22 protein-coding genes and 1 pseudogene are annotated in these 19,271 nt (G+C 63.0%); 13 read left to right on the forward strand and 10 right to left on the reverse strand.

Going from position 1 to position 19,271, the window contains the following annotated elements:
* Nucleotides 1-139: 139 nt before the first annotated feature.
* Together argS and LU682_RS27680 are read left to right on the forward strand one after the other, a co-directional pair.
* Complete coding sequence (gene argS / locus LU682_RS27675; RefSeq protein ID WP_010955633.1) at nt 140-1,876, forward strand: arginine--tRNA ligase; 1,737 nt, start codon at nt 140-142, stop codon at nt 1,874-1,876.
* A gap of 1 nt (nt 1,877) precedes the next feature.
* Entirely contained in the window at nt 1,878-2,576 is a 699-nt protein-coding gene (locus LU682_RS27680; protein ID WP_003249122.1) for an SPOR domain-containing protein, read from the forward strand.
* Between the two features lie 90 nt (nt 2,577-2,666).
* Here the strand turns inward: LU682_RS27680 and LU682_RS27685 are convergent, their stop codons facing one another.
* Nucleotides 2,667-3,086, reverse strand: coding sequence for an NINE protein (locus tag LU682_RS27685; protein WP_010955634.1), 420 nt, complete (start codon nt 3,084-3,086; stop codon nt 2,667-2,669).
* Nucleotides 3,087-3,250: 164 nt separating this feature from the next.
* On the opposite strand from LU682_RS27685, the gene LU682_RS27690 reads away from it, so the two are divergent.
* Entirely contained in the window at nt 3,251-3,874 is a 624-nt protein-coding gene (locus tag LU682_RS27690; RefSeq protein ID WP_010955635.1) for a C40 family peptidase, read from the forward strand.
* A 128-nt stretch (nt 3,875-4,002) separates the two neighbouring features.
* Here LU682_RS27690 and LU682_RS27695 read toward each other — a convergent pair whose 3' ends face one another.
* Nucleotides 4,003-5,001, reverse strand: coding sequence for a type IV pilus twitching motility protein PilT (locus LU682_RS27695; RefSeq protein WP_049588310.1), 999 nt, complete (start codon nt 4,999-5,001; stop codon nt 4,003-4,005).
* Between the two features lie 65 nt (nt 5,002-5,066).
* Between LU682_RS27695 and LU682_RS27700 the strand changes: the two genes are divergently transcribed.
* The 9 genes from LU682_RS27700 to LU682_RS27740 all read left to right on the forward strand — a co-directional run bounded on the left by LU682_RS27700 (nt 5,067) and on the right by LU682_RS27740 (nt 11,636).
* Entirely contained in the window at nt 5,067-5,753 is a 687-nt protein-coding gene (locus LU682_RS27700; RefSeq protein ID WP_010955637.1) for a YggS family pyridoxal phosphate-dependent enzyme, read from the forward strand.
* Nucleotides 5,754-5,791: 38 nt separating this feature from the next.
* The gene (proC, locus tag LU682_RS27705; protein WP_010955638.1) at nt 5,792-6,610 is read left to right on the forward strand and encodes a pyrroline-5-carboxylate reductase; all 819 of its coding nucleotides are present in this window, start codon (nt 5,792-5,794) and stop codon (nt 6,608-6,610) included.
* A 10-nt stretch (nt 6,611-6,620) separates the two neighbouring features.
* Nucleotides 6,621-7,211: a YggT family protein gene (locus LU682_RS27710; RefSeq protein WP_003249110.1), complete on the forward strand. Its 591-nt coding sequence runs from the start codon at nt 6,621-6,623 to the stop codon at nt 7,209-7,211.
* A 99-nt stretch (nt 7,212-7,310) separates the two neighbouring features.
* On the forward strand, nt 7,311-8,450 hold the full coding sequence (gene metX / locus LU682_RS27715; RefSeq protein WP_010955639.1) for a homoserine O-succinyltransferase MetX: 1,140 nt from the start codon (nt 7,311-7,313) through the stop codon (nt 8,448-8,450).
* 7 nt (nt 8,451-8,457) lie between these two features.
* The gene (gene metW / locus LU682_RS27720; RefSeq protein WP_003249106.1) at nt 8,458-9,078 is read left to right on the forward strand and encodes a methionine biosynthesis protein MetW; all 621 of its coding nucleotides are present in this window, start codon (nt 8,458-8,460) and stop codon (nt 9,076-9,078) included.
* 22 nt (nt 9,079-9,100) lie between these two features.
* A complete protein-coding gene (locus LU682_RS27725) occupies nt 9,101-9,535 on the forward strand; it encodes a DUF4426 domain-containing protein (RefSeq protein ID WP_010955641.1) in 435 nt (144 codons plus the stop codon).
* Nucleotides 9,532-10,128 (forward strand): RdgB/HAM1 family non-canonical purine NTP pyrophosphatase, encoded by a 597-nt coding sequence (rdgB, locus tag LU682_RS27730; RefSeq protein ID WP_010955642.1) that lies wholly within the window; start codon nt 9,532-9,534, stop codon nt 10,126-10,128. The genes LU682_RS27725 and rdgB overlap by 4 nt, the downstream gene beginning before the upstream one ends.
* Entirely contained in the window at nt 10,125-11,300 is a 1,176-nt protein-coding gene (gene hemW, locus LU682_RS27735; protein WP_010955643.1) for a radical SAM family heme chaperone HemW, read from the forward strand. Before rdgB ends, hemW begins: the two co-directional genes overlap by 4 nt.
* A gap of 9 nt (nt 11,301-11,309) precedes the next feature.
* A complete protein-coding gene (locus tag LU682_RS27740; RefSeq protein WP_003249095.1) occupies nt 11,310-11,636 on the forward strand; it encodes a DUF3392 domain-containing protein in 327 nt (108 codons plus the stop codon).
* A 173-nt stretch (nt 11,637-11,809) separates the two neighbouring features.
* Here LU682_RS27740 and trmB read toward each other — a convergent pair whose 3' ends face one another.
* The 4 genes from trmB to LU682_RS27760 all read right to left on the reverse strand — a co-directional run bounded on the left by trmB (nt 11,810) and on the right by LU682_RS27760 (nt 14,083).
* Complete coding sequence (gene trmB / locus LU682_RS27745) at nt 11,810-12,532, reverse strand: tRNA (guanosine(46)-N7)-methyltransferase TrmB (RefSeq protein WP_004575478.1); 723 nt, start codon at nt 12,530-12,532, stop codon at nt 11,810-11,812.
* A gap of 9 nt (nt 12,533-12,541) precedes the next feature.
* Nucleotides 12,542-13,354 (reverse strand): thiazole synthase, encoded by an 813-nt coding sequence (locus tag LU682_RS27750; RefSeq protein WP_003249091.1) that lies wholly within the window; start codon nt 13,352-13,354, stop codon nt 12,542-12,544.
* A gap of 54 nt (nt 13,355-13,408) precedes the next feature.
* Nucleotides 13,409-13,609: a sulfur carrier protein ThiS gene (thiS, locus tag LU682_RS27755; RefSeq protein ID WP_003249090.1), complete on the reverse strand. Its 201-nt coding sequence runs from the start codon at nt 13,607-13,609 to the stop codon at nt 13,409-13,411.
* Nucleotides 13,610-13,711: 102 nt separating this feature from the next.
* The gene (locus LU682_RS27760) at nt 13,712-14,083 is read right to left on the reverse strand and encodes a DUF423 domain-containing protein (RefSeq protein WP_010955645.1); all 372 of its coding nucleotides are present in this window, start codon (nt 14,081-14,083) and stop codon (nt 13,712-13,714) included.
* 29 nt (nt 14,084-14,112) lie between these two features.
* Between LU682_RS27760 and mtgA the strand changes: the two are divergent.
* A pseudogene (gene mtgA / locus LU682_RS27765) lies at nt 14,113-14,858 on the forward strand (monofunctional biosynthetic peptidoglycan transglycosylase).
* A 198-nt stretch (nt 14,859-15,056) separates the two neighbouring features.
* Here the strand turns inward: mtgA and rpoH are convergent.
* The 4 genes from rpoH to ftsY all read right to left on the reverse strand — a co-directional run bounded on the left by rpoH (nt 15,057) and on the right by ftsY (nt 19,203).
* Nucleotides 15,057-15,911, reverse strand: coding sequence for an RNA polymerase sigma factor RpoH (gene rpoH / locus LU682_RS27770; RefSeq protein ID WP_003249083.1), 855 nt, complete (start codon nt 15,909-15,911; stop codon nt 15,057-15,059).
* A gap of 111 nt (nt 15,912-16,022) precedes the next feature.
* Complete coding sequence (ftsX, locus tag LU682_RS27775) at nt 16,023-17,048, reverse strand: permease-like cell division protein FtsX (RefSeq protein WP_010955647.1); 1,026 nt, start codon at nt 17,046-17,048, stop codon at nt 16,023-16,025.
* Nucleotides 17,045-17,716, reverse strand: coding sequence for a cell division ATP-binding protein FtsE (gene ftsE / locus LU682_RS27780; RefSeq protein ID WP_003249079.1), 672 nt, complete (start codon nt 17,714-17,716; stop codon nt 17,045-17,047). Before ftsE ends, ftsX begins: the two co-directional genes overlap by 4 nt.
* A gap of 2 nt (nt 17,717-17,718) precedes the next feature.
* Nucleotides 17,719-19,203 (reverse strand): signal recognition particle-docking protein FtsY, encoded by a 1,485-nt coding sequence (ftsY, locus tag LU682_RS27785; RefSeq protein WP_010955649.1) that lies wholly within the window; start codon nt 19,201-19,203, stop codon nt 17,719-17,721.
* Nucleotides 19,204-19,271 lie beyond the last annotated feature (68 nt).

A 19,271-nucleotide genomic window follows, 5' to 3' on the forward strand; every position in this document is an offset into this window, starting at 1 on the left:
ATGCCGCTTTTTCTTGCCGCTTGTGGCCCCCAGCTTGCCGCCCAAAGGTTGGCAACCTGCTCCCGGCAACGGATAATGCCCAGTTTTTCCACCTGCGCATCCAGGCGCTCACCGCGCTTGCGGTCGAAAAGAGATCCCCATGAAAGACACCATTCGCCAGCTGATCCAGCAAGCCCTCACCCAACTCGTCACCGACGGTGTGCTGCCTGAAGGGCTGTCGCCGGCGATCCAGGTGGAAAACGCCCGGGACAAGACCCACGGCGACTTCGCCAGCAACATCGCCATGATGCTGGCCAAGCCGGCCGGCATGAAGCCGCGCGACCTCGCCGAAAAACTGATCAACGCCCTGCCGGCCAGCGCCGACATCAGCAAGGTCGAGATTGCAGGCCCCGGCTTCCTCAACTTCTTCCAGAACACCGACGCCCTGGCCAACCGCCTGGATGCCGCCCTGGCCGACGCCCACCTGGGTGCGCGCAAAGCCGGCCCGGCGCAAAAGGTGGTGATCGACATGTCGGCACCCAACCTGGCCAAGGAAATGCACGTCGGCCACCTGCGCTCGACCATCATCGGTGACAGCGTTGCGCGCGTGCTGGAGTTCCTGGGCGACAACGTCATCCGCCAGAACCACGTCGGCGACTGGGGTACCCAGTTCGGCATGCTGATGGCCTACCTGCAGGAAAACCCGATCACCAGCGACGAGCTGTCGGACCTGGAAAACTTCTACCGCGCGGCGAAGAAACGCTTCGATGAATCGGAAGAGTTCGCCACTCGCGCCCGCGGCCTGGTGGTCAAGCTGCAAGCCGGTGACCCCGAGTGTCTGGCCCTTTGGACACGCTTCAAGGACATCTCGCTGTCGCACTGCCAGAAGACCTACGAGCTGCTCAACGTCAAGCTGACCATGGCCGACGTGATGGGCGAAAGTGCCTACAACGACGACTTGGCCAACGTGGTGGCCGACCTCAAGGCCAAGGGCCTGCTGGTCGAAGACCAGGGCGCCCAATGCGTGTTCCTCGAAGAGTTCAAGAACAGCGACGGCGACCCCCTGCCGGTGATCGTGCAGAAGGCTGACGGCGGCTATCTGTACGCCACCACCGACCTGGCTGCCGTGCGTTACCGCAGCAACGTGTTGAAGGCTGACCGCGCACTGTACTTCGTCGACCAGCGCCAGGCCCTGCACTTCAATCAGGTGTTCGAAGTGGCCCGCCGCGCTGGCTTCGTCGGCCACCCGATGCAAATGGAGCACATGGGCTTCGGCACCATGAACGGCGCCGACGGCCGCCCGTTCAAGACCCGTGACGGCGGCACCGTGAAGCTGATCGACCTGCTCACCGAGGCCAAGGAGCGCGCCTACGCGCTGGTCAAGGAAAAGAACCCGAGCCTGGCCGACGACGAACTGCGCCACATCGGCGAGGTGGTGGGCATTGGCGCGGTGAAATACGCCGACCTGTCCAAGCACCGCACCAGTGACTACAGCTTCAACTTCGAGCTGATGCTCAACTTCGAAGGCAACACCGCGCCTTACCTGCTGTACGCTTACACCCGCGTAGCCGGCGTGTTCCGCAAGCTGGGCAAAGGCTTTGACGAAGTCGACGGCAAGATCGTGCTGCAAGCTGCCCACGAGCAGGACTTGGCCGCACGCCTGGCGCAGTTTGGCGAAATCCTCAACAACGTCGCCGAAAAAGGCACGCCGCACGTGCTGTGCAGCTACCTGTACGACTTGGCCGGCCTGTTCTCGAGCTTCTACGAGAACTGCCCGATCCTCGCTGCCGAAACCCCTTCGCAGCAGCAGAGCCGGCTGCGCCTGGCCGCCCTGACTGGCCGCACCCTCAAACAAGGTCTGGAACTGCTCGGCCTGGAAACCCTGGAGCGCATGTAAGTTGGCTGCCAAGAAAAAACCTGCCCCGAAACGCGGCGCCAGCCGCCAGACGGCACCGGCCAAACAGCCGATCCCCGGCTGGGTATGGCTGGCGGTCGGCCTGACCGTAGGCGCGTTCATCGTGTTCCTGATGAAGCTCGAACCCGGTGGCGATGACATCAAGCGCACCAAGCCCGAGCAGGAGAAACCGGCGAAAACGGCCGAAGCCGGCAAGCCCGCGCAAGCTACCCCGCAACAGCCGGTGAAGCCGAAGTACGACTTCTACACCCTGCTGCCGGAGTCTGAGGTGATCGTGCCGCCGGAAGCCGTACCGGAGAAAACCCCACCGGTGCCGGCCCAGCCGGTAACCCCGGTGACACCAGCAGAAGCGGCGAAAATCGACACGGCGCGGGCCCAGGCAGCGCTGCTCGGCCAGACCCCGCCACCGCCACCACCCGTGATCAAGCCGGCAGCGACCACGCAGTACTTCCTTCAGGCCGGCTCGTTCCGCAAGCAGGCCGATGCCGACAAGGTACGGGCACAGATCATCCTGCTGGGCCAGTCCGTGAAAGTGGAGTCGGGCACGGTCAAGGATGAAACCTGGTACCGCGTGCTGGTTGGGCCGTTCAGCAACCGCGAGCAGTTGACAGGGGCACAGAAGCAGCTGGCTGGGGCCGGGTTCAGCAACCTGTTGCTGCAACAGCGGCAGACCCGTCAGTAACGAAGAAGGCCTTGCCGCAGCGATGCGACAAGGCCTTCTTTATATGGACAGCATTGCCCGTGAAGGGGCTGTAAAGCAGCCCCGCCACCGTCAGCCCCGCCCCGCATTCCTTTCGGACACCTGGCTGTTCAACGTCCAGAAGTCATACAGCACCCCCACCAGGAACAACCCGCCGGTAAAGAAGTAGATGATCGCGGTGATCCACTTGCCCTGATACAGCCGGTGCAGGCCAAACACCCCCAGGAAGGTCAGCAGGATCCAGGCGATGTTGTAGTCGATACGCCCGGACTGAAACCTCAGGTCGGCTTCACGGTCCATGGACGGGATCAGGAACAGGTCGATCAACCAGCCAATGCCCAGCAAGCCCAAGGTGAAGAACCAGATGGTCCCGGTAATCGGCTTGCCGTAATAGAAACGATGGGAACCGGTGAAGCCGAAAATCCACAGCAGGTAGCCGATGGTTTTGCTGTGGGTGTCGTGAAAGGGCACCCCCTGTTGATAACTGTTCATTCATAGCCCCCGTGGGTTATCCGAAAATTTTCTAAGAAAAAATGTGACTTTTTCGTCGCAAGCCGACATACGGCGCCTGGCAATCGACCAACGGATCAATAACTGATCAAAAAGCTGTTATAAAGTTGCGCGCCAACACATAACTATTCATAAGAGCTTCATCTATGCCGCCTTTGATCAAGACATGGCTGACCCTCTGCCTATTATTGCCCCTGGCCGCCCACGCCACCAATCGTGAGCAACGTCTTCCCAATGGTTTCACCGGCTATACGACCAACGCCTCGGTGAAACGCGCACCAGTCAAACAGACCGCGCTACGCGCCCGCCCAGGCAATGCCGCCAGCAGCCGCGGTGCGAATGTCGCCGCCATGTCGCCTAAGCAAAGCAGCGATGTGCTGAGCCGTGCGGTAAATGTGCTCGGTACTCCTTATGTTTGGGGCGGCAGCAGCCCGAAAAAAGGCTTTGACTGCAGCGGGCTGGTCAAATACGCCTTCAACGACGTCGCCGACGTCGACCTGCCGCGCACCTCCAATGCCATGGCCCGGGGCCACGGGGTGAAGGTGGCCAAGGGTGATCTGAAGCCTGGCGACCTGATCTTCTTCAACATCAAGAGCCGTCGGGTCAATCACGTAGCCATCTACCTGGGTAACGACCGCTTCATCCACGCTCCACGCCGTGGCAAGCGGGTGAGTATCGACACCTTGAGCAAGCCTTACTGGCAGAAGCACTACGTGGTGGCCAAGCGGGTGCTGCCGAAAGAGCAGCAGCTGAGTCTGGCCAAGCGTTAAGCTGATCGGCGCTATCCGGTACCGGCCCCTTCGCGGGCACGCCCGCTCCCACAGGTAGCGCGTCGCTCTCGCGCGCAGCTCACATACCTGTGGGAGCGGGCGCGCCCGCGAAAGGGCCTTTGCAGGTACTACAAGCCTTTGATCAACCCTCGCTCCCTCAGCCTCCGCAACGCCCCCTCCATCGTCAGCATCCCCTCCGCCGCCCCGCCCTGCATCACTGAAGACAACTGCGCCAACCGCCCCTCCCGAACCAGGTTACGCACCGCCGGCGTCGCCACCAGCACTTCCCGCGCCGCCACCCGCCCACCCCCTACGCGCCTGACCAGCACCTGCGCGACCACCAGGCGCAGCGACTCGGCCAGCATCGCCCGCACCAACGGCTTTTCCTCGGCAGCAAACACCTCCACCAACCTGTCGATGCTGCTGGTCGCCGAACGCGCATGCACGGTTGCCAGCACCAGGTGCCCGGTTTCGGCCGCGCGCAGGGCCAGGCGAATGGTTTCCAGGTCGCGCAACTCGCCGATCATGATCACGTCCGGGTCCTGGCGCAGCGCACTGCGCAGCCCCTGAGCAAAGCCGCGACTATGGCGCCCCATCTCACGCTGGTTGACCAGGCTGCGCTGGCTGTCATGGATGATCTCGACAGGGTCTTCCAGGGTAATGATGTGCAGCGCCCGCTCGCGGTTCAGCTGGTCGAGCAGCGTTGCCAGGGTGCTGGACTTGCCACTGCCGGTCGGCCCGCCCACGAGGATCAAGCCATCCCGGCAATGCGCAACAGCTTGAAACACATCCGCAAGGTCCAGCTCACTCACCGTCGCAATGCGCCCCGGGATCAGCCGAAAGGTAACCGCCGGGCCATTCAACTGGCGAAACAGGTTCAGCCGAAAGCGCCCAAGCGCCGGCAACTCCAGCGCAAGGTCCATTTCATCGCCTTGGGCCCACTGCCGGCGCTGATCGTTATCCAGCACGCTGGCCATGCCCTCGATCAAGGCACCCTGGCTCAACGGCGGCAAGCCCATACGCTGCAACTCGCCATCCAGGCGCAGCATCGGAATCTGGCCCGTCGCCAGGTGCAGGTCTGAAGCCCCCGCATCCACAGCTCGGGCCAACAGGTCGGTCACATCCATAAGACTCCCCAAAGGCCTTCAAGCAGGTAGAATGCCGCAGACCCCACAGCTGCCGGCATCGATCCATGTCCACCCTAGCAGACAACCTTTCCGCGATTTCCGCCCGTATCGCCAGTGCTGCCCAGGCAGTCGGGCGTGATCCGGCCAGCGTCCAGTTGCTGGCCGTGAGCAAGACCAAGCCCGCCAGCGCTATCCGCGAGATCCATGCCGCCGGTGTGCACGACTTCGGGGAGAATTACCTACAGGAAGCACTGACAAAGCAGCAGGCCCTCAGCGACTTGCCCTTGATCTGGCACTTCATCGGCCCCATTCAGTCGAACAAGACCAAAGCCATCGCCGAGCATTTCGACTGGGTGCATTCCGTGGACCGCCTGAAAATTGCCCAACGCCTGTCGGAACAGCGCCCTGCGGGGCTGGCGCCGCTGAACATCTGCCTGCAGGTGAACGTCAGCGGCGAAGACAGTAAATCCGGCTGCACCCCAGCCGACCTACCCGCGTTGGCCAAAGCCGTAGCCGCACTGCCCAACCTGCGCCTGCGCGGGCTGATGGCAATCCCGGAACCCACCGAAGACCGCGCCACCCAGGAGGCCGCCTTCGCCAGCCTGCGCAAGTTGCAGGAAGGCCTGGGGCTTGGCTTGGACACCCTGTCGATGGGCATGAGCCACGACCTGGAAGCGGCCATCGCCCAGGGCGCGACGTGGGTACGGATTGGCACGGCCCTGTTCGGAGCCCGCGACTACGGCAACACCTGATTCCATGCTTCACTCACTCTTTTCCACAAGGACCTGACATGAGCAAGACACGTATTGCCTTTATCGGCGCCGGCAACATGGCCGCCAGCCTGATCGGTGGTCTGCGTGCCCAGGGCCTGGACGCCTCGCAGATCCGCGCCAGCGACCCGGGCGCCGAGACCCGCAGTCGCATCCAGGCCGAGCACGGCATTGAAGCCTTCGAGGACAACGCCCAGGCCATCGATGGCGCTGACGTCATCGTGCTGGCGGTCAAGCCACAAGTCATGAAAACCGTATGTCAGGCACTGCAACCCAACCTGCAGGATGGCCAGCTGATCGTTTCCATCGCCGCCGGCATCACATGCGCCAGCCTGCAGAGCTGGGTGGGCGCTCGCCCGGTGGTGCGCTGCATGCCCAACACCCCGGCATTGCTGCGCCAAGGCGTGAGCGGCCTGTACGCCACCGCTGAAGTGTCCGGCGAACAGCGTCTGCAGGCCGAACAACTGCTGTCGGCTGTAGGCACCGCCCTGTGGCTGGAGCAGGAACAGCAACTGGACGCCGTGACAGCTGTGTCCGGCAGTGGCCCGGCGTACTTCTTCCTGCTGATCGAGGCCATGACCGCGGCAGGCGAAAAACTCGGCCTGCCACGCGAAACGGCCTCCCAACTGACCTTGCAGACAGCCCTGGGCGCCGCGCGCATGGCAGTTGCAAGCGATGTCGATGCCGCTGAACTGCGCCGCCGCGTCACTTCGCCCGCCGGCACCACGGAAGCGGCGATCAAGTCGTTCCAGGCCAGCGGCTTCGAAGCCATCGTCGAGCAGGCGCTGCAGGCTGCAGCCACGCGCTCTGCCGAGCTGGCCGAACAACTGGGCAAATAAGGAGCCTTAGATGAATGCACTGTCAGGCGCCGCGATTTTCGTGGTGCAAACCCTGGTCAGCCTTTACCTGGTTATCGTCCTGCTGCGCTTCGTGCTGCAACTGGTCAAGGCCAACTTCTACAACCCGCTGTGCCAGTTCGCCGTTCGTGCCACCCAACCGCTGCTCAAGCCGATCCGCCGGATCATCCCTAGCGTTGGCGGGCTGGATACCTCGTCGCTACTGCTGGCGGTGGTCATCCAGGCCTTGCTGATGGGCTTTGTGCTGATGGTCACCTACGGTACCTTCGGCGACGTCCTGCACCTGCTGATGTGGGCGATCATCGGCATCACCTCGCTGTTCCTGAAGATTTTCTGGGTGGCGATGATCGTCATGGTGATCGTTTCCTGGGTTGCACCCAACAGCCACAACCCGGCGGCCGAACTGGCCTACCAGATCAGCGAGCCGGTGCTGGCGCCGTTCCGCCGCCTGGTGCCAAATCTGGGTGGCATGGACATCTCGCCGATCTTCGCCTTCCTGGCGATCCAGGTGGTCCAGTCGTTTGTCATGCCCCCGCTGGCCGCCTACGCCGGCATGCCTCAAGAGCTGTGGCGAATGATCTGAGGCTCGCCAGCGCCAGCTTGCCCCCAGTCGCAAGCCTTTGCTTGCCGCTGGGGGTAGCGCTCTTTAGACTTACGCCTCCGTCAAGCGTGAGCAGGGTCGATGTCAACTGTCTTTCCCGAAGATTCCGTCGGTCTGGTAGTACCGCAAACCGCCCGGTTCGATGAACCGCTGGCACTGGCCTGTGGCCGTTCACTGGCCAGTTACGAACTGGTCTACGAGACCTATGGCACCCTGAACGCCAGCGCGAGCAACGCCGTGCTGATCTGCCATGCCCTGTCCGGCCACCACCATGCCGCTGGCTACCATGCCGCCACCGACCGCAAGCCGGGCTGGTGGGACAGCTGCATCGGCCCCGGCAAGCCGATCGATACCAACCGCTTCTTCGTGGTCAGCCTGAACAACCTCGGCGGCTGCAACGGCAGCACCGGCCCCAGCAGCGTCAACCCTGCCACCGGCAAACCGTATGGCGCCGACTTCCCTGTACTGACCGTAGAGGACTGGGTCCACAGCCAGGTGCGCCTGGGCGAGCGCCTGGGCATCCAGCAATGGGCCGCTGTCGTCGGCGGCAGCCTTGGCGGCATGCAGGCACTGCAATGGACCATCAGCTACCCCGAGCGTGTGCGTCATTGCGTCGACATTGCCTCGGCGCCCAAGCTGTCGGCGCAGAACATCGCCTTCAACGAGGTGGCGCGCCAGGCCATTCTCACCGACCCTGAGTTCCATGGCGGTTCGTTCCAGGACCAAGGCGTGATCCCCAAGCGCGGCCTGATGCTGGCGCGCATGGTCGGCCACATTACCTATCTGTCCGATGATTCGATGGGTGAAAAATTCGGCCGTGAGCTGAAAAGCGACAAGCTCAACTACGACTTCCACAGCGTCGAGTTCCAGGTCGAAAGCTACCTGCGCTATCAGGGCGAGGAGTTTTCCGGCCGTTTCGACGCCAACACCTACCTGCTGATGACCAAGGCACTGGACTATTTCGACCCGGCCGCCACGCACGGTGGTGATCTGGCCGCCACGCTGGCCCACGTCACGGCGGACTACTGCATCATGTCGTTCACCACCGACTGGCGCTTCTCTCCGGCCCGTTCGCGCGAGATCGTCGACGCGCTGATGGCCGCGCGCAAGAACGTCTGCTACCTGGAGATCGATTCGCCCTACGGGCACGATGCATTCCTGATTCCCACACCTCGCTACATGCAGGGTTTCTCGAACTACATGAACCGCATTGCCATCTGAGGACAGCATGAGAGCCGATCTGGAAATCATCCACGACTGGATCCCCGCCGGCAGCCGGGTACTCGACCTGGGCTGCGGTAGCGGCGAACTGCTGGCCTCGCTGCGTGACCGCAAACAGGTCACCGGCTATGGCCTGGAAATCGACGCCGACAATATCGCCGCCTGCGTGGCCAAGGGTGTCAACGTCATCGAACAAGACCTGGACAAAGGCCTGGGCAACTTCGCCAGCAACAGCTTCGACGTGGTGATCATGACCCAAGCCCTGCAGGCCGTGGAATACCCCGACCGCATCCTCGACGAAATGCTGCGAGTGGGCCGTCAGTGCATCATCACCTTCCCGAACTTCGGCCACTGGCGCTGCCGCTGGTACCTGGCGACCAAAGGCCGCATGCCGGTATCGGACTTCATGCCGTATACCTGGTACAACACGCCGAACATCCACTTCTGCACCTTCGCCGACTTCGAAGAACTTGTGCACGAACGCCGGGCCAAGGTACTCGACCGCCTGGCGGTCGACCACTTGCACCGCAACGGGTGGGGTGGCCGGCTATGGCCTAATCTTCTAGGTGAGATCGGCATCTACCGCGTCAGCAGTCCGGGCCTGCAAGAGCATCAGCTCGCGGTCTGACGCCCACCGGAGGAATCGCACCATGCGTCGCCTAGCCCTGTTCCTGATCAGCCTGTGCCTGGCCCTGCCAGTATTGGCTGCCGATGCCGCACGCCCCGAGCGCAAGGAGGTATTTGGCGACGTGACGGTGCACTACAGCGCATTCACCTCGAGCATGCTCACACCCAAGGTGGCCGCGGCCACCGGCCTGGTGCGCAGCAAGAACCAGGGCGTGCTCAACATTGCCGTGCTCAAGGCCGGCAAGCCCACCCCAGCACTGGTCAGCGGTAAGGTCAGTGACCTGACCGGGCGCAGCAGCCCGCTGTCGTTCAAGCAGATTACCGAACAGGGCGCGGTGTATTACATCGCCCAGTTCAAGATCGATCAGCCAGAAACCGTCACCTTCGACTTGAACATCGAAACCGGCGGCATCAGCAACTCTCTCAGCTTCAACCAGGAAGTGTTCCCAGGCGAATGATGAATTTCCAGCAACTCGTATTGGCCAGCCACAATGCCGGCAAACTGAAGGAACTCCAGGCCATGCTCGGCCATTCCGTGCAGCTGCACTCGATTGGTGAGTTCAGCCAGGTGGAGCCGGAAGAAACCGGCCTGTCGTTTGTCGAGAACGCCATCCTCAAGGCGCGCAACGCCGCCCGCATTTCCGGCCTGCCGGCCTTGGCCGATGACTCTGGACTGGCGGTGGACTTCCTCGGTGGCGCGCCGGGCATCTACTCGGCGCGCTATGCCGATGGCAAAGGTGACGCGGCAAACAACGCCAAGCTGCTCGAAGCCTTGAAAGACGTGCCTGAAGCTGAGCGCAGTGCACAGTTCGTCTGCGTTCTGGCGCTGGTGCGCCACGCCGACGACCCGTTGCCGATCCTGTGCGAAGGCCTGTGGCACGGGCGCATCCTGTTCGAGGCCAGCGGCGACCAGGGCTTTGGCTACGATCCGCTGTTCTGGGTACCGGAGCGCAACTGCTCCAGCGCCGATCTAGCCCCAGCAGACAAGAACCAGCTCAGCCACCGCGCCCGTGCCATGGCCCTGCTGCGCAAACGTCTGGGCCTGGCATGATCGAAATGCTGTCGCCCCCCGGCGCGGCAGGCTTTAGCAGCCTGCCGCCGCTGGCGCTGTACATCCACATTCCGTGGTGCGTACGCAAATGCCCTTATTGCGACTTCAACTCCCACGCAGCCGGGCCTGAACTACCGGAAGATGCCTACGTCACAGCCCTGCTCGACGACCTCGACCAGGAGCTGGCTGCCGTACAAGGTCGCCCGATCAGCTCGATCTTCTTCGGTGGCGGTACGCCAAGCCTGTTCAGTGCCAGCGCCCTTGGCCGGCTACTGCGTGGCGTAGAGCAACGTATTCCGTTCGCGCCAGACATCGAGATCACCCTCGAAGCCAACCCGGGCACCTTCGAGCAGGACAAGTTCAAGGCCTACCGGCAGACCGGCATCAACCGTCTTTCGATCGGTGTGCAGAGCTTTCAGCCAGCCAAGCTGGAGGCACTGGGGCGCATCCACAATGGCGACGAAGCGGTTCGAGCCGCCGGCATGGCGCGCGCGGCCGGTTTCGACAATTTCAACATGGACCTGATGCACGGCCTGCCCGACCAGTCGCTGGACGACGCGCTGGGTGACCTGCGCCAGGCCATCGACCTGGGGCCGACCCACCTGTCGTGGTATCAGCTGACCGTGGAACCGAACACGGTGTTCTGGAACCAGCCGCCAGAGCTGCCCGAAGACGACATCCTCTGGGATATTCAGGAAGCCGGCCAAGCGCTGATGGCCGAGCACGGCTACCGCCAGTACGAGGTATCGGCCTACGCCCAGGCAGGCCGCGCCGCCCGGCACAACCTCAACTACTGGCGCTTCGGCGACTTCATCGGCATTGGTGCCGGCGCCCACGGCAAGCTCACCTTCGCCGACGGGCGCATCCTGCGTACCTGGAAGACCCGCCTGCCCAAGGACTACCTGAACCTGGCCAAGCCGTTCAGGGCCGGCGAGAAGCTGCTGCCAGTCGATGAACTGCCGTTCGAGTTCCTGATGAACGCCCTGCGCCTGACCGATGGCGTGGAAGCCGAACTGTTCACCCAGCGCACCGGCTTGCCACTGGCACAGCTACAGGAAGCACGCCGTGCCGCCGAACAAAAGGGCCTTTTACAGGTCGAACCGGATCGACTGGTAGCCACGCCGAGGGGCCAGTTGTTCCTCAATGACCTGCTGCAGTATTTCTTGACCTGAGGATGACCCATGGATCTGGTACTTGATCTGCTCGCGACGGTTTCCCGCTGGAGCCGCAGCAACCTGTCGGAGATTTCACTGGCCTTGGTAGGCTGCCTGCTGGTGCTGTTCGGCACCGATGTCAAAGCCTGGGCCGAGCAGCGCCTGGGCGGCCTCGCGGGCGCCCTGCGCGTGCCGTTCATGGCGCTGATGGTCATGATCGGTAGCGGTGCTGCGCTGATCTATGCCACACCGTGGGTGGTGAAGGGGCTCAGCCAGTTCAACAACTATGCGCTGGCGCCTGTGTTACTGGTGGTGCTGGTATTGATTGGCGTGGTGGCGGATCGCCGCGGCTGAGCGAATGACCCCTTGTAGGAGCGGATTCAACCGCGAAAGGGCCGGCCCTGCTGGCCAATCTCCACCCGCCCTTCACCGTGGGCGCCGCTACCGTATTCGCGGGTAAACCCGCTCCTACAAAGAAAAAACCGCCCTTTTCAGGGCGGTTTTACCGAAAAGGCCGTATCAGCCGCTCAATCCACCTTCTCGAACTTCAAGTCCCACACCCCGTGCCCCAGCCGCTCACCGCGGCGTTCGAACTTGGTGATCGGGCGCTCTTCGGGGCGCGGCACATAGGTGCCGTCTGCCGCACGGTTGCGATAGCCAGGAGCTGCGCTCATCACTTCCAGCATGTACTCGGCATACGGCTCCCAATCGGTGGCCATGTGGAACACACCACCGGGCTTGAGCTTGCGACGTACCAGCTCGGCGAACTCCAGCTGGACAATGCGGCGCTTGTGATGACGTGCCTTGTGCCAAGGGTCTGGGAAGAACAGCATCAACCGATCGAGGCTGTTATCCGCCACGCAGCGGTTCAGCACTTCGATGGCATCGCAGTCATACACCCGCAGGTTTTTCAGCCCCTGGGTCAGCACGCCATTGAGCAGCGCGCCAACACCCGGGCGGTGCACTTCCACACCGATGAAATCCTGCTCAGGTGCGGCAGCGGCCATTTCCAGCAGGGAATGGCCCATGCCGAAGCCGATCTCCAAGGTGCGCGGGGCCGAACGGCCGAACACCTGGTCGTAGTCCACCGGGCTATCAGCCAGTGGCAGGATGTACAGCGGGCCGCCTTGGTCCAGACCGCGTTGCTGGCCTTCGGTCATGCGCCCGGCACGCATCACGAAGCTCTTGATGCGGCGGTGTGGGCGGGCTTCGCCGTCGGGGGTGATCGGCGTATCGTGCGATTCAGTCATCAGTTGCTCTTACTTGATCAGACCATCCAGCGGCGAGGAGGCGCTGGCATAGAGTTTCTTCGGCATACGACCAGCCAGGTAGGCCATGCGACCCGCGACAATGGCGTGTTTCATGGCCTCGGCCATCAGCACTGGCTGCTGGGCGTGGGCGATGGCCGAGTTCATCAGCACCGCCTCACAGCCCATTTCCATGGCGATGGTGGCGTCGGAGGCGGTACCCACACCGGCATCGACCAGCACCGGTACCTTGGATTCTTCCAGGATGATCTGCAGGTTGTAGGGGTTGCAGATACCCAGACCGGTGCCAATCAGGCCAGCCAGCGGCATGACCGCGATGCAGCCGACTTCGGCCAGCTGACGGGCGATGATCGGATCGTCGCTGGTGTAGACCATGACGTCGAAGCCTTCCTTGACCAGCACTTCGGCTGCCTTGAGGGTTTCGATCACGTTGGGGAACAGGGTTTTCTGGTCGGCCAGCACTTCCAGCTTCACCAGCGTCCGGGACTCGTGCGATTTGCGCCCATCGAGCAGTTCGCGGGCCAGACGGCAAGTGCGTACCGCTTCCACCGCGTCAAAGCAGCCTGCAGTGTTCGGCAGGATGGTGTACTTGTCGGGCGACAGTACATCGAGCAGGTTCGGCTCGCCCGCGTTCTGGCCAAGGTTGGTGCGGCGCACAGCGACGGTGACGATTTCGGCACCCGAGGCCTCGGTGGCCAGGCGGGTTTCTTCCATGTCACGGTACTTGCCGGTACCGACCAGCAGGCGCGACTGGAAAGTACGCCCGGCCAGGGTGAAGGGCTTGTCGCTACGAACGTTGCTCATCGTTGTTCCTCGGGAAAAGGTTGCAGGGCTTGCTTGTGAACCGCCGGGCTGCTGTCAGCCGCCACCGATGGCGTGGACCACTTCGACCTGGTCGCCGTCATTCAGCAGCGTGCTGTCGTGCTGGCTACGCGGCACGATATCCAGGTTCAGTTCCACTGCAACACGGCGCCCGGTCAGCTCCAGGCGCGCCAGCAGGGCTGCAACGCTTTCGCCGGCAGGCAGTTCGTAAGGTTCACCGTTCAATTTAATGCGCATGCGCACGGCCACCATTGTTCTTTGGGGCCAGCATTCTAGCGCCGAACCGCCCTGCAACCCAAGGGCGGTGCGCGCCATTAGTCGTGATTGTGGACCACTCGGTCAGCCCAGCCGCCAGGCTGCCAGGCCCAGGCACAGCCAGCCGACAAGGAAGCACAAGCCACCAATCGGGGTGATGATGCCAAGCTTGCCAAGGCCACTGAGGGTCAGCAGGTACAGGCTGCCGGAGAACAGCACGATGCCCAACGCAAACAGGCCGCCAGCCCACCCGACCAGGCGCCCGGGCAGGTGCGCCGAGAGCACCGCAACGCCGAAGATCGCCAAGGCATGGACCAGTTGGTAAGTCACGCCGGTATGGAAGATTGCCAGGTAGTCAGCCGTCAGCCGGTTTTTCAGGCCATGAGCGGCGAAGGCGCCCAGGGCGACACCGGTAAAGCCAAAAAAGGCGGCAAGCATCAGGAAGCTGCGAAGCATGGGACGACTCCTTGTATCGGGTCTGTATAATGGCCCCTTCCACCCTTAGGGCCAAGCCATCGACATGCTGTCAACGCTTATCCGTCGCCTCTCCCGCGCCCTGCTCTGGTTCGTTGCCGGCAGCATCGTGCTGGTGCTGGTGTTCCGCTGGGTACCACCGCCCGGCACGGCGCTGATGGTCGAGCGCAAGGTACAGTCATGGGTGAATGGTGAACCGATCGACCTGCAGCGCGACTGGGAGCCATGGGAGAACATCTCCGATGAGCTCAAGGTTGCAGTCATTGCTGGCGAGGACCAGAAGTTCGCCAGCCACTGGGGCTTCGACCTCCCGGCCATTCAGGCGGCGCTGGCCCACAACGAGCGTGGCGGCAACATTCGCGGCGCCAGCACCCTGACCCAACAAGTGGCCAAGAACCTGTTTCTGTGGTCAGGCCGCAGCTGGTTTCGCAAGGGGCTGGAGGCCTGGTTCACCGCACTGATCGAGCTGTTCTGGTCGAAGGAACGGATTCTCGAGGTCTATTTGAACAGCGCCGAGTGGGGCAAGGGCGTGTTTGGTGCCCAGGCAGCGGCGCGTTATCACTTTGGCGTCGACGCCAGCCGGCTCAGCCGCCAGCAGGCAGCGCAGCTGGCAGCGGTGCTGCCAAGCCCAATCAAGTGGAGTGCCAGCCGACCGAGTGCCTACGTGGCCAGCCGGGCCGGCTGGATTCGCCGGCAGATGAGCCAGCTGGGCGGGCCCAGCTACCTGATGCAGCTGGACTCCTCCAGAAAGCTTTGAATGCAGGCCCGGCCCTTTCGCGGGTAAACCCGCTCCTACGGGCAACCGCATCCCCGGCCTCCTCGCGGGCAAACCCGCGCCTACAGGCAACCGCATCCCCTGTAGGAGCGGGCTTACCCGCGAAGAGGCCGGCAAAGCCAAACAAAAAAGCCGCTCACCCCATAGGGCCAGCGGCTTTTCTTTACAACCCAGACTCAATCAGGCAGCGATCAGTGCCTTGACCTTGTTCATCGCATTCTTCTCCAACTGGCGAATACGCTCAGCCGATACGCTGTACTTGTCTGCCAGTTCATGCAGCGTGGCCTTCTCTTCCGCCAGCCAACGCTGGTAGAGAATGTCGCGGCTACGCTCGTCCAGGCCCTGCAGCGCTTCGTGCAGGTTGCTGGTGGAGTTGTCACTCCAGTCGGCATCCTCAAGCTGCACCGCCGGATCGTAACGGTGGTCTTCCAGGTAATGCGCAGGCGACTGGAAGGCGCTGTCGTCGTCAGCTTCCGCTGCCGGGTCAAAGGCCATGTCCTGGCCGCTGAGGCGGCTTTCCATCTCGCGCACTTCGCGCGGCTCGACGCCAAGGCTTTCCGCCACGCGATGCACTTCGTCGTTGTTCAGCCACGCCAGGCGCTTCTTCTGGCTACGCAGGTTGAAGAACAGCTTGCGCTGAGCCTTGGTGGTAGCCACCTTGACGATGCGCCAGTTGCGCAGAATGAACTCGTGGATCTCTGCCTTGATCCAGTGCACGGCGAACGACACCAGGCGCACGCCCATTTCCGGGTTGAAGCGCTTGACGGCTTTCATCAGGCCGACGTTGCCTTCCTGGATCAGGTCAGCCTGGGCCAACCCGTAGCCGGCATAACTACGGGCGATATGTACGACGAAACGCAGGTGGGCCATCACCATCTGACGAGCGGCCTCGACATCCTGCTCATAATAGAGACGCTCGCCCAGATCACGCTCCTGCTCGACCGTCAGCAGCGGGATGCTGTTGACCGTGTGCACATAGGCTTCCAGGTTTGCACCGGGTACCAGGGCATAGGCAGGTTGCAACGATGTGGTCATTCAAGAACCTCCGACTTACAAAACTCGCACCTTGTGGGCGCTGCCAACATTGACCTGGAACGACGGTACAAGTTCCACAGTGAAGAAAATGTCAATGCTGGCACGTAAAAACTATCGCGGCGCCAGCTCGTTCAAGTGGCGGGCGACTGCAATCCATGCACCGATATACCCCAACAACACTGCTCCGATCAAGAGCGACAGACCATCGGAAGCCGGAACGCCGCCCAAGGCGAAGTCACTGCCATACAGCCCGGAAAGCCCTACCACCGCCTCGTTCAGCCAGTTCAGGCCAAACGCCAGGATGCCCCACGCCAGCAGGCCTGCGCCCAGGCCATACAGGGCGCCCATGTACAGGAAAGGCCGGCGCACGTAGGCGTCGGTGCCGCCGACCAGCTTGATCACTTCGATCTCGATACGACGGTTTTCAATGTGTAGACGAATTGTGTTACCGATTACTAACAGCAGGGCAGAAATCAGCATCACGGCCAGGCCGAAGACGAAGCGATCACCCAGCTTGAGGATGGCTGCCAGGCGCTCGACCCAGACCAGGTCCAGTTGCGCCACGTCCACCCGCGGCAGCTCCGACAGGCGCTGACGCAAGGCGTCCAGGGCCGGTTTGTCGACCTCGGTCGGGGTTACCACCACCACACCCGGCAGTGGGTTGTCAGGCAGTTCGCGCAAGGCCTCGCCCAGGCCGGACTGCTGCTGGAACTCCTCCAGGGCCTGCTCGCGGCTGACATACTGGGCGTCCGCCACGCCAGGCATGCCCTTGATCTCGTCGCGCAGCGCTTCGCCATCGCGGCTGCCGGCATCGAGCTTGAGGTACAGCGAAATCTGCGCAGCGCGTTGCCACGAACCGCCAAGCTGCTCGACGTTCTTCAGCAACAAGGACAGGCCCATCGGCATGCTCAGCGCCACGGCCATGACCAGGCAAGTGAAGAAGCTGCCGATCGGCTGCTTGCCCAGGCGGCGCAGGCTGTCGGCCAGGCTGGCACGGTGGCTTTCCAGCCAGGCATGCAGCAGGGTGCGGAAGTCCGGGCCATCATCGTCTTCACCGCGCTTTTTCTTCGCAGGTTGCGGATCGGCCGGTTTCGGTGCGACCCGCTCGGAAACCTTCGGCGTACGTGTTGTGTTCATTGCCCGGCCTCCCCATCGCCGATCAAGCGGCCGCGTTGCAAGGTCAGCATGCGGTGACGCATGCGCGCGATCAGCGCCAGGTCGTGGCTGGCGATCAATACCGTCGTGCCCAGGCGGTTGATGTCCTCGAACACGCCCATGATCTCTGCAGCCAGGCGCGGGTCGAGGTTACCGGTGGGCTCGTCGGCCAGCAGCAGAGCCGGCTGGTGAACGATGGCGCGGGCGATACCCACCCGCTGCTGCTGCCCGGTGGACAGGTCGGCCGGGAACAGCTCGCCTTTGTCGGACAGCGATACACGCTCCAGGGCCGAGTCCACGCGCTTGGCGATCTCGACCTTGGACAGGCCGAGAATCTGCAGCGGCAAGGCAATGTTGTTGAACACGGTGCGGTCGAACAACAGCTGGTGGTTCTGGAACACCACGCCGATTTGCCGGCGCAGGAACGGGATTTGCGCATTGCTGATCTGGCCAAGGTCCTGCCCTGCCAGCATCAGCTTGCCGCTGGTCGGGCGCTCCATGGCCAGCAACAGGCGCAGCAAGGTGCTCTTGCCAGCGCCCGAGTGGCCGGTGACGAACAGGAATTCGCCCCGGCGCGCCCGGAAACTCAGCTCATGCAAACCCACATGACCGTTGGGATAGCGCTTGGCAACCTGCTCGAATCGGATCATGGTCAATCTCGCTCGGCGAACAGAGCCTTGACGAACGGCTCGGCTTCGAAGGTACGCAGGTCGTCGATGCCTTCACCGACGCCGATGAAACGGATCGGGATGTTGAACTGCTTGGCCAGGGCGAAGATCACCCCGCCCTTGGCAGTGCCGTCCAGCTTGGTCAGGGCCAGGCCGGTCAGCTCGACGCTCTGGTTGAAGTACTTGGCCTGACTGATGGCGTTCTGGCCGGTGCCGGCGTCAAGCACCAGCAGCACCTCGTGCGGCGCCTCAACGTCGAGCTTGCCGATGACCCGGCGAACCTTCTTCAGCTCTTCCATCAGGTTGTCTTTGGTGTGCAGGCGGCCGGCAGTGTCGGCGATCAGCACGTCGACGCCACGCGCCTTGGCGGCCTGCACGGCATCGAAGATTACCGAAGCAGAGTCGGCGCCCGTGTGCTGGGCGATCACCGGAATCTGGTTACGCTCGCCCCACACCTGCAACTGCTCGACCGCCGCTGCGCGGAAGGTATCACCGGCAGCCAGCATGACCTTCTTGCCTTCCAGTTGCAGCTTTTTCGCCAGTTTGCCAATGGTGGTGGTCTTGCCGGCGCCGTTCACGCCAACCACAAGGATCACATAGGGTTTGTTCTGGGCCTGTACGTTCAGCGGCTGCTCGACCGGGCGCAGCAGCGCAGCCAGTTCTTCCTGCAACGATTTGTACAGGGCATCGGCATCGGCCAACTGCTTGCGCGCGACCTTCTGGGTCAGGTTCTGGACAATGGCCGAGGTAGCCTCCACACCCACGTCGGCAGTCAGCAGGCGCGTCTCGATTTCGTCGAGCAGGTCGTCGTCGATGACCTTCTTGCCGAGGAACAGGCTGGCCATGCCCTCGCCGATGCTGGCACTGGTCTTGGACAGGCCTTGCTTGAGGCGCGCGAAGAAGCCGGGCTTGGCCTGTTCGACGGGTGCAGCAACAGGGGCTGGTGCCGCGCGTTCCGGGATTGCGGGCGGTGCCTTCGGCTCCAGGTCCGGCACCAGGGCCACGGGCTCTTCGGCAACCGGCAGCACCAGGTTGCTGACCGGCGCTGCGGCCTCGACAGGGGCAGACTCCACAGGGGCCGCCTGCAAGGGCATGGACGCAACCGGCTGCGGGGCAGGTGCCACCAGCGGCTGGGATGCGACCGGCTCTGGCTCAGGCGCCTGCAACGGCTGCGACGCAACCGGTTCAGGGACGGGGGCCTCGACTACCGGAGGCCGGGGGGGTGCGGCGACCGGCTGCGGCTCAGCCAGCTGTGGGGCCGCAACGGCCTGAACGGGTTCGGGGGCCTGTGGCGCTTCGGCGGCAGATCCCTCGACCGGAGCGGCTGCAGACTGCTCGACAGCGGGGGGTTCATGCGCGGGCACGCCCGCTCCCGCAGGTGGCTGCGGCTTCTTGCGAAACCAGCTGAACAGGCCTTTCTTCTCACCAGCCTCGGCCGGCGCTTTTTTGTCGTCGTTGGAACCAAACATGGAAGACGGCTATCTCAGGGTAGCGATAGGCCAGCTACGGCCAATCGGGAATTCTCTCTACGCAGAAC

The sequence above is a fragment of the Pseudomonas alloputida genome (assembly GCF_021283545.2).
GTDB lineage: Bacteria > Pseudomonadota > Gammaproteobacteria > Pseudomonadales > Pseudomonadaceae > Aquipseudomonas > Aquipseudomonas alloputida.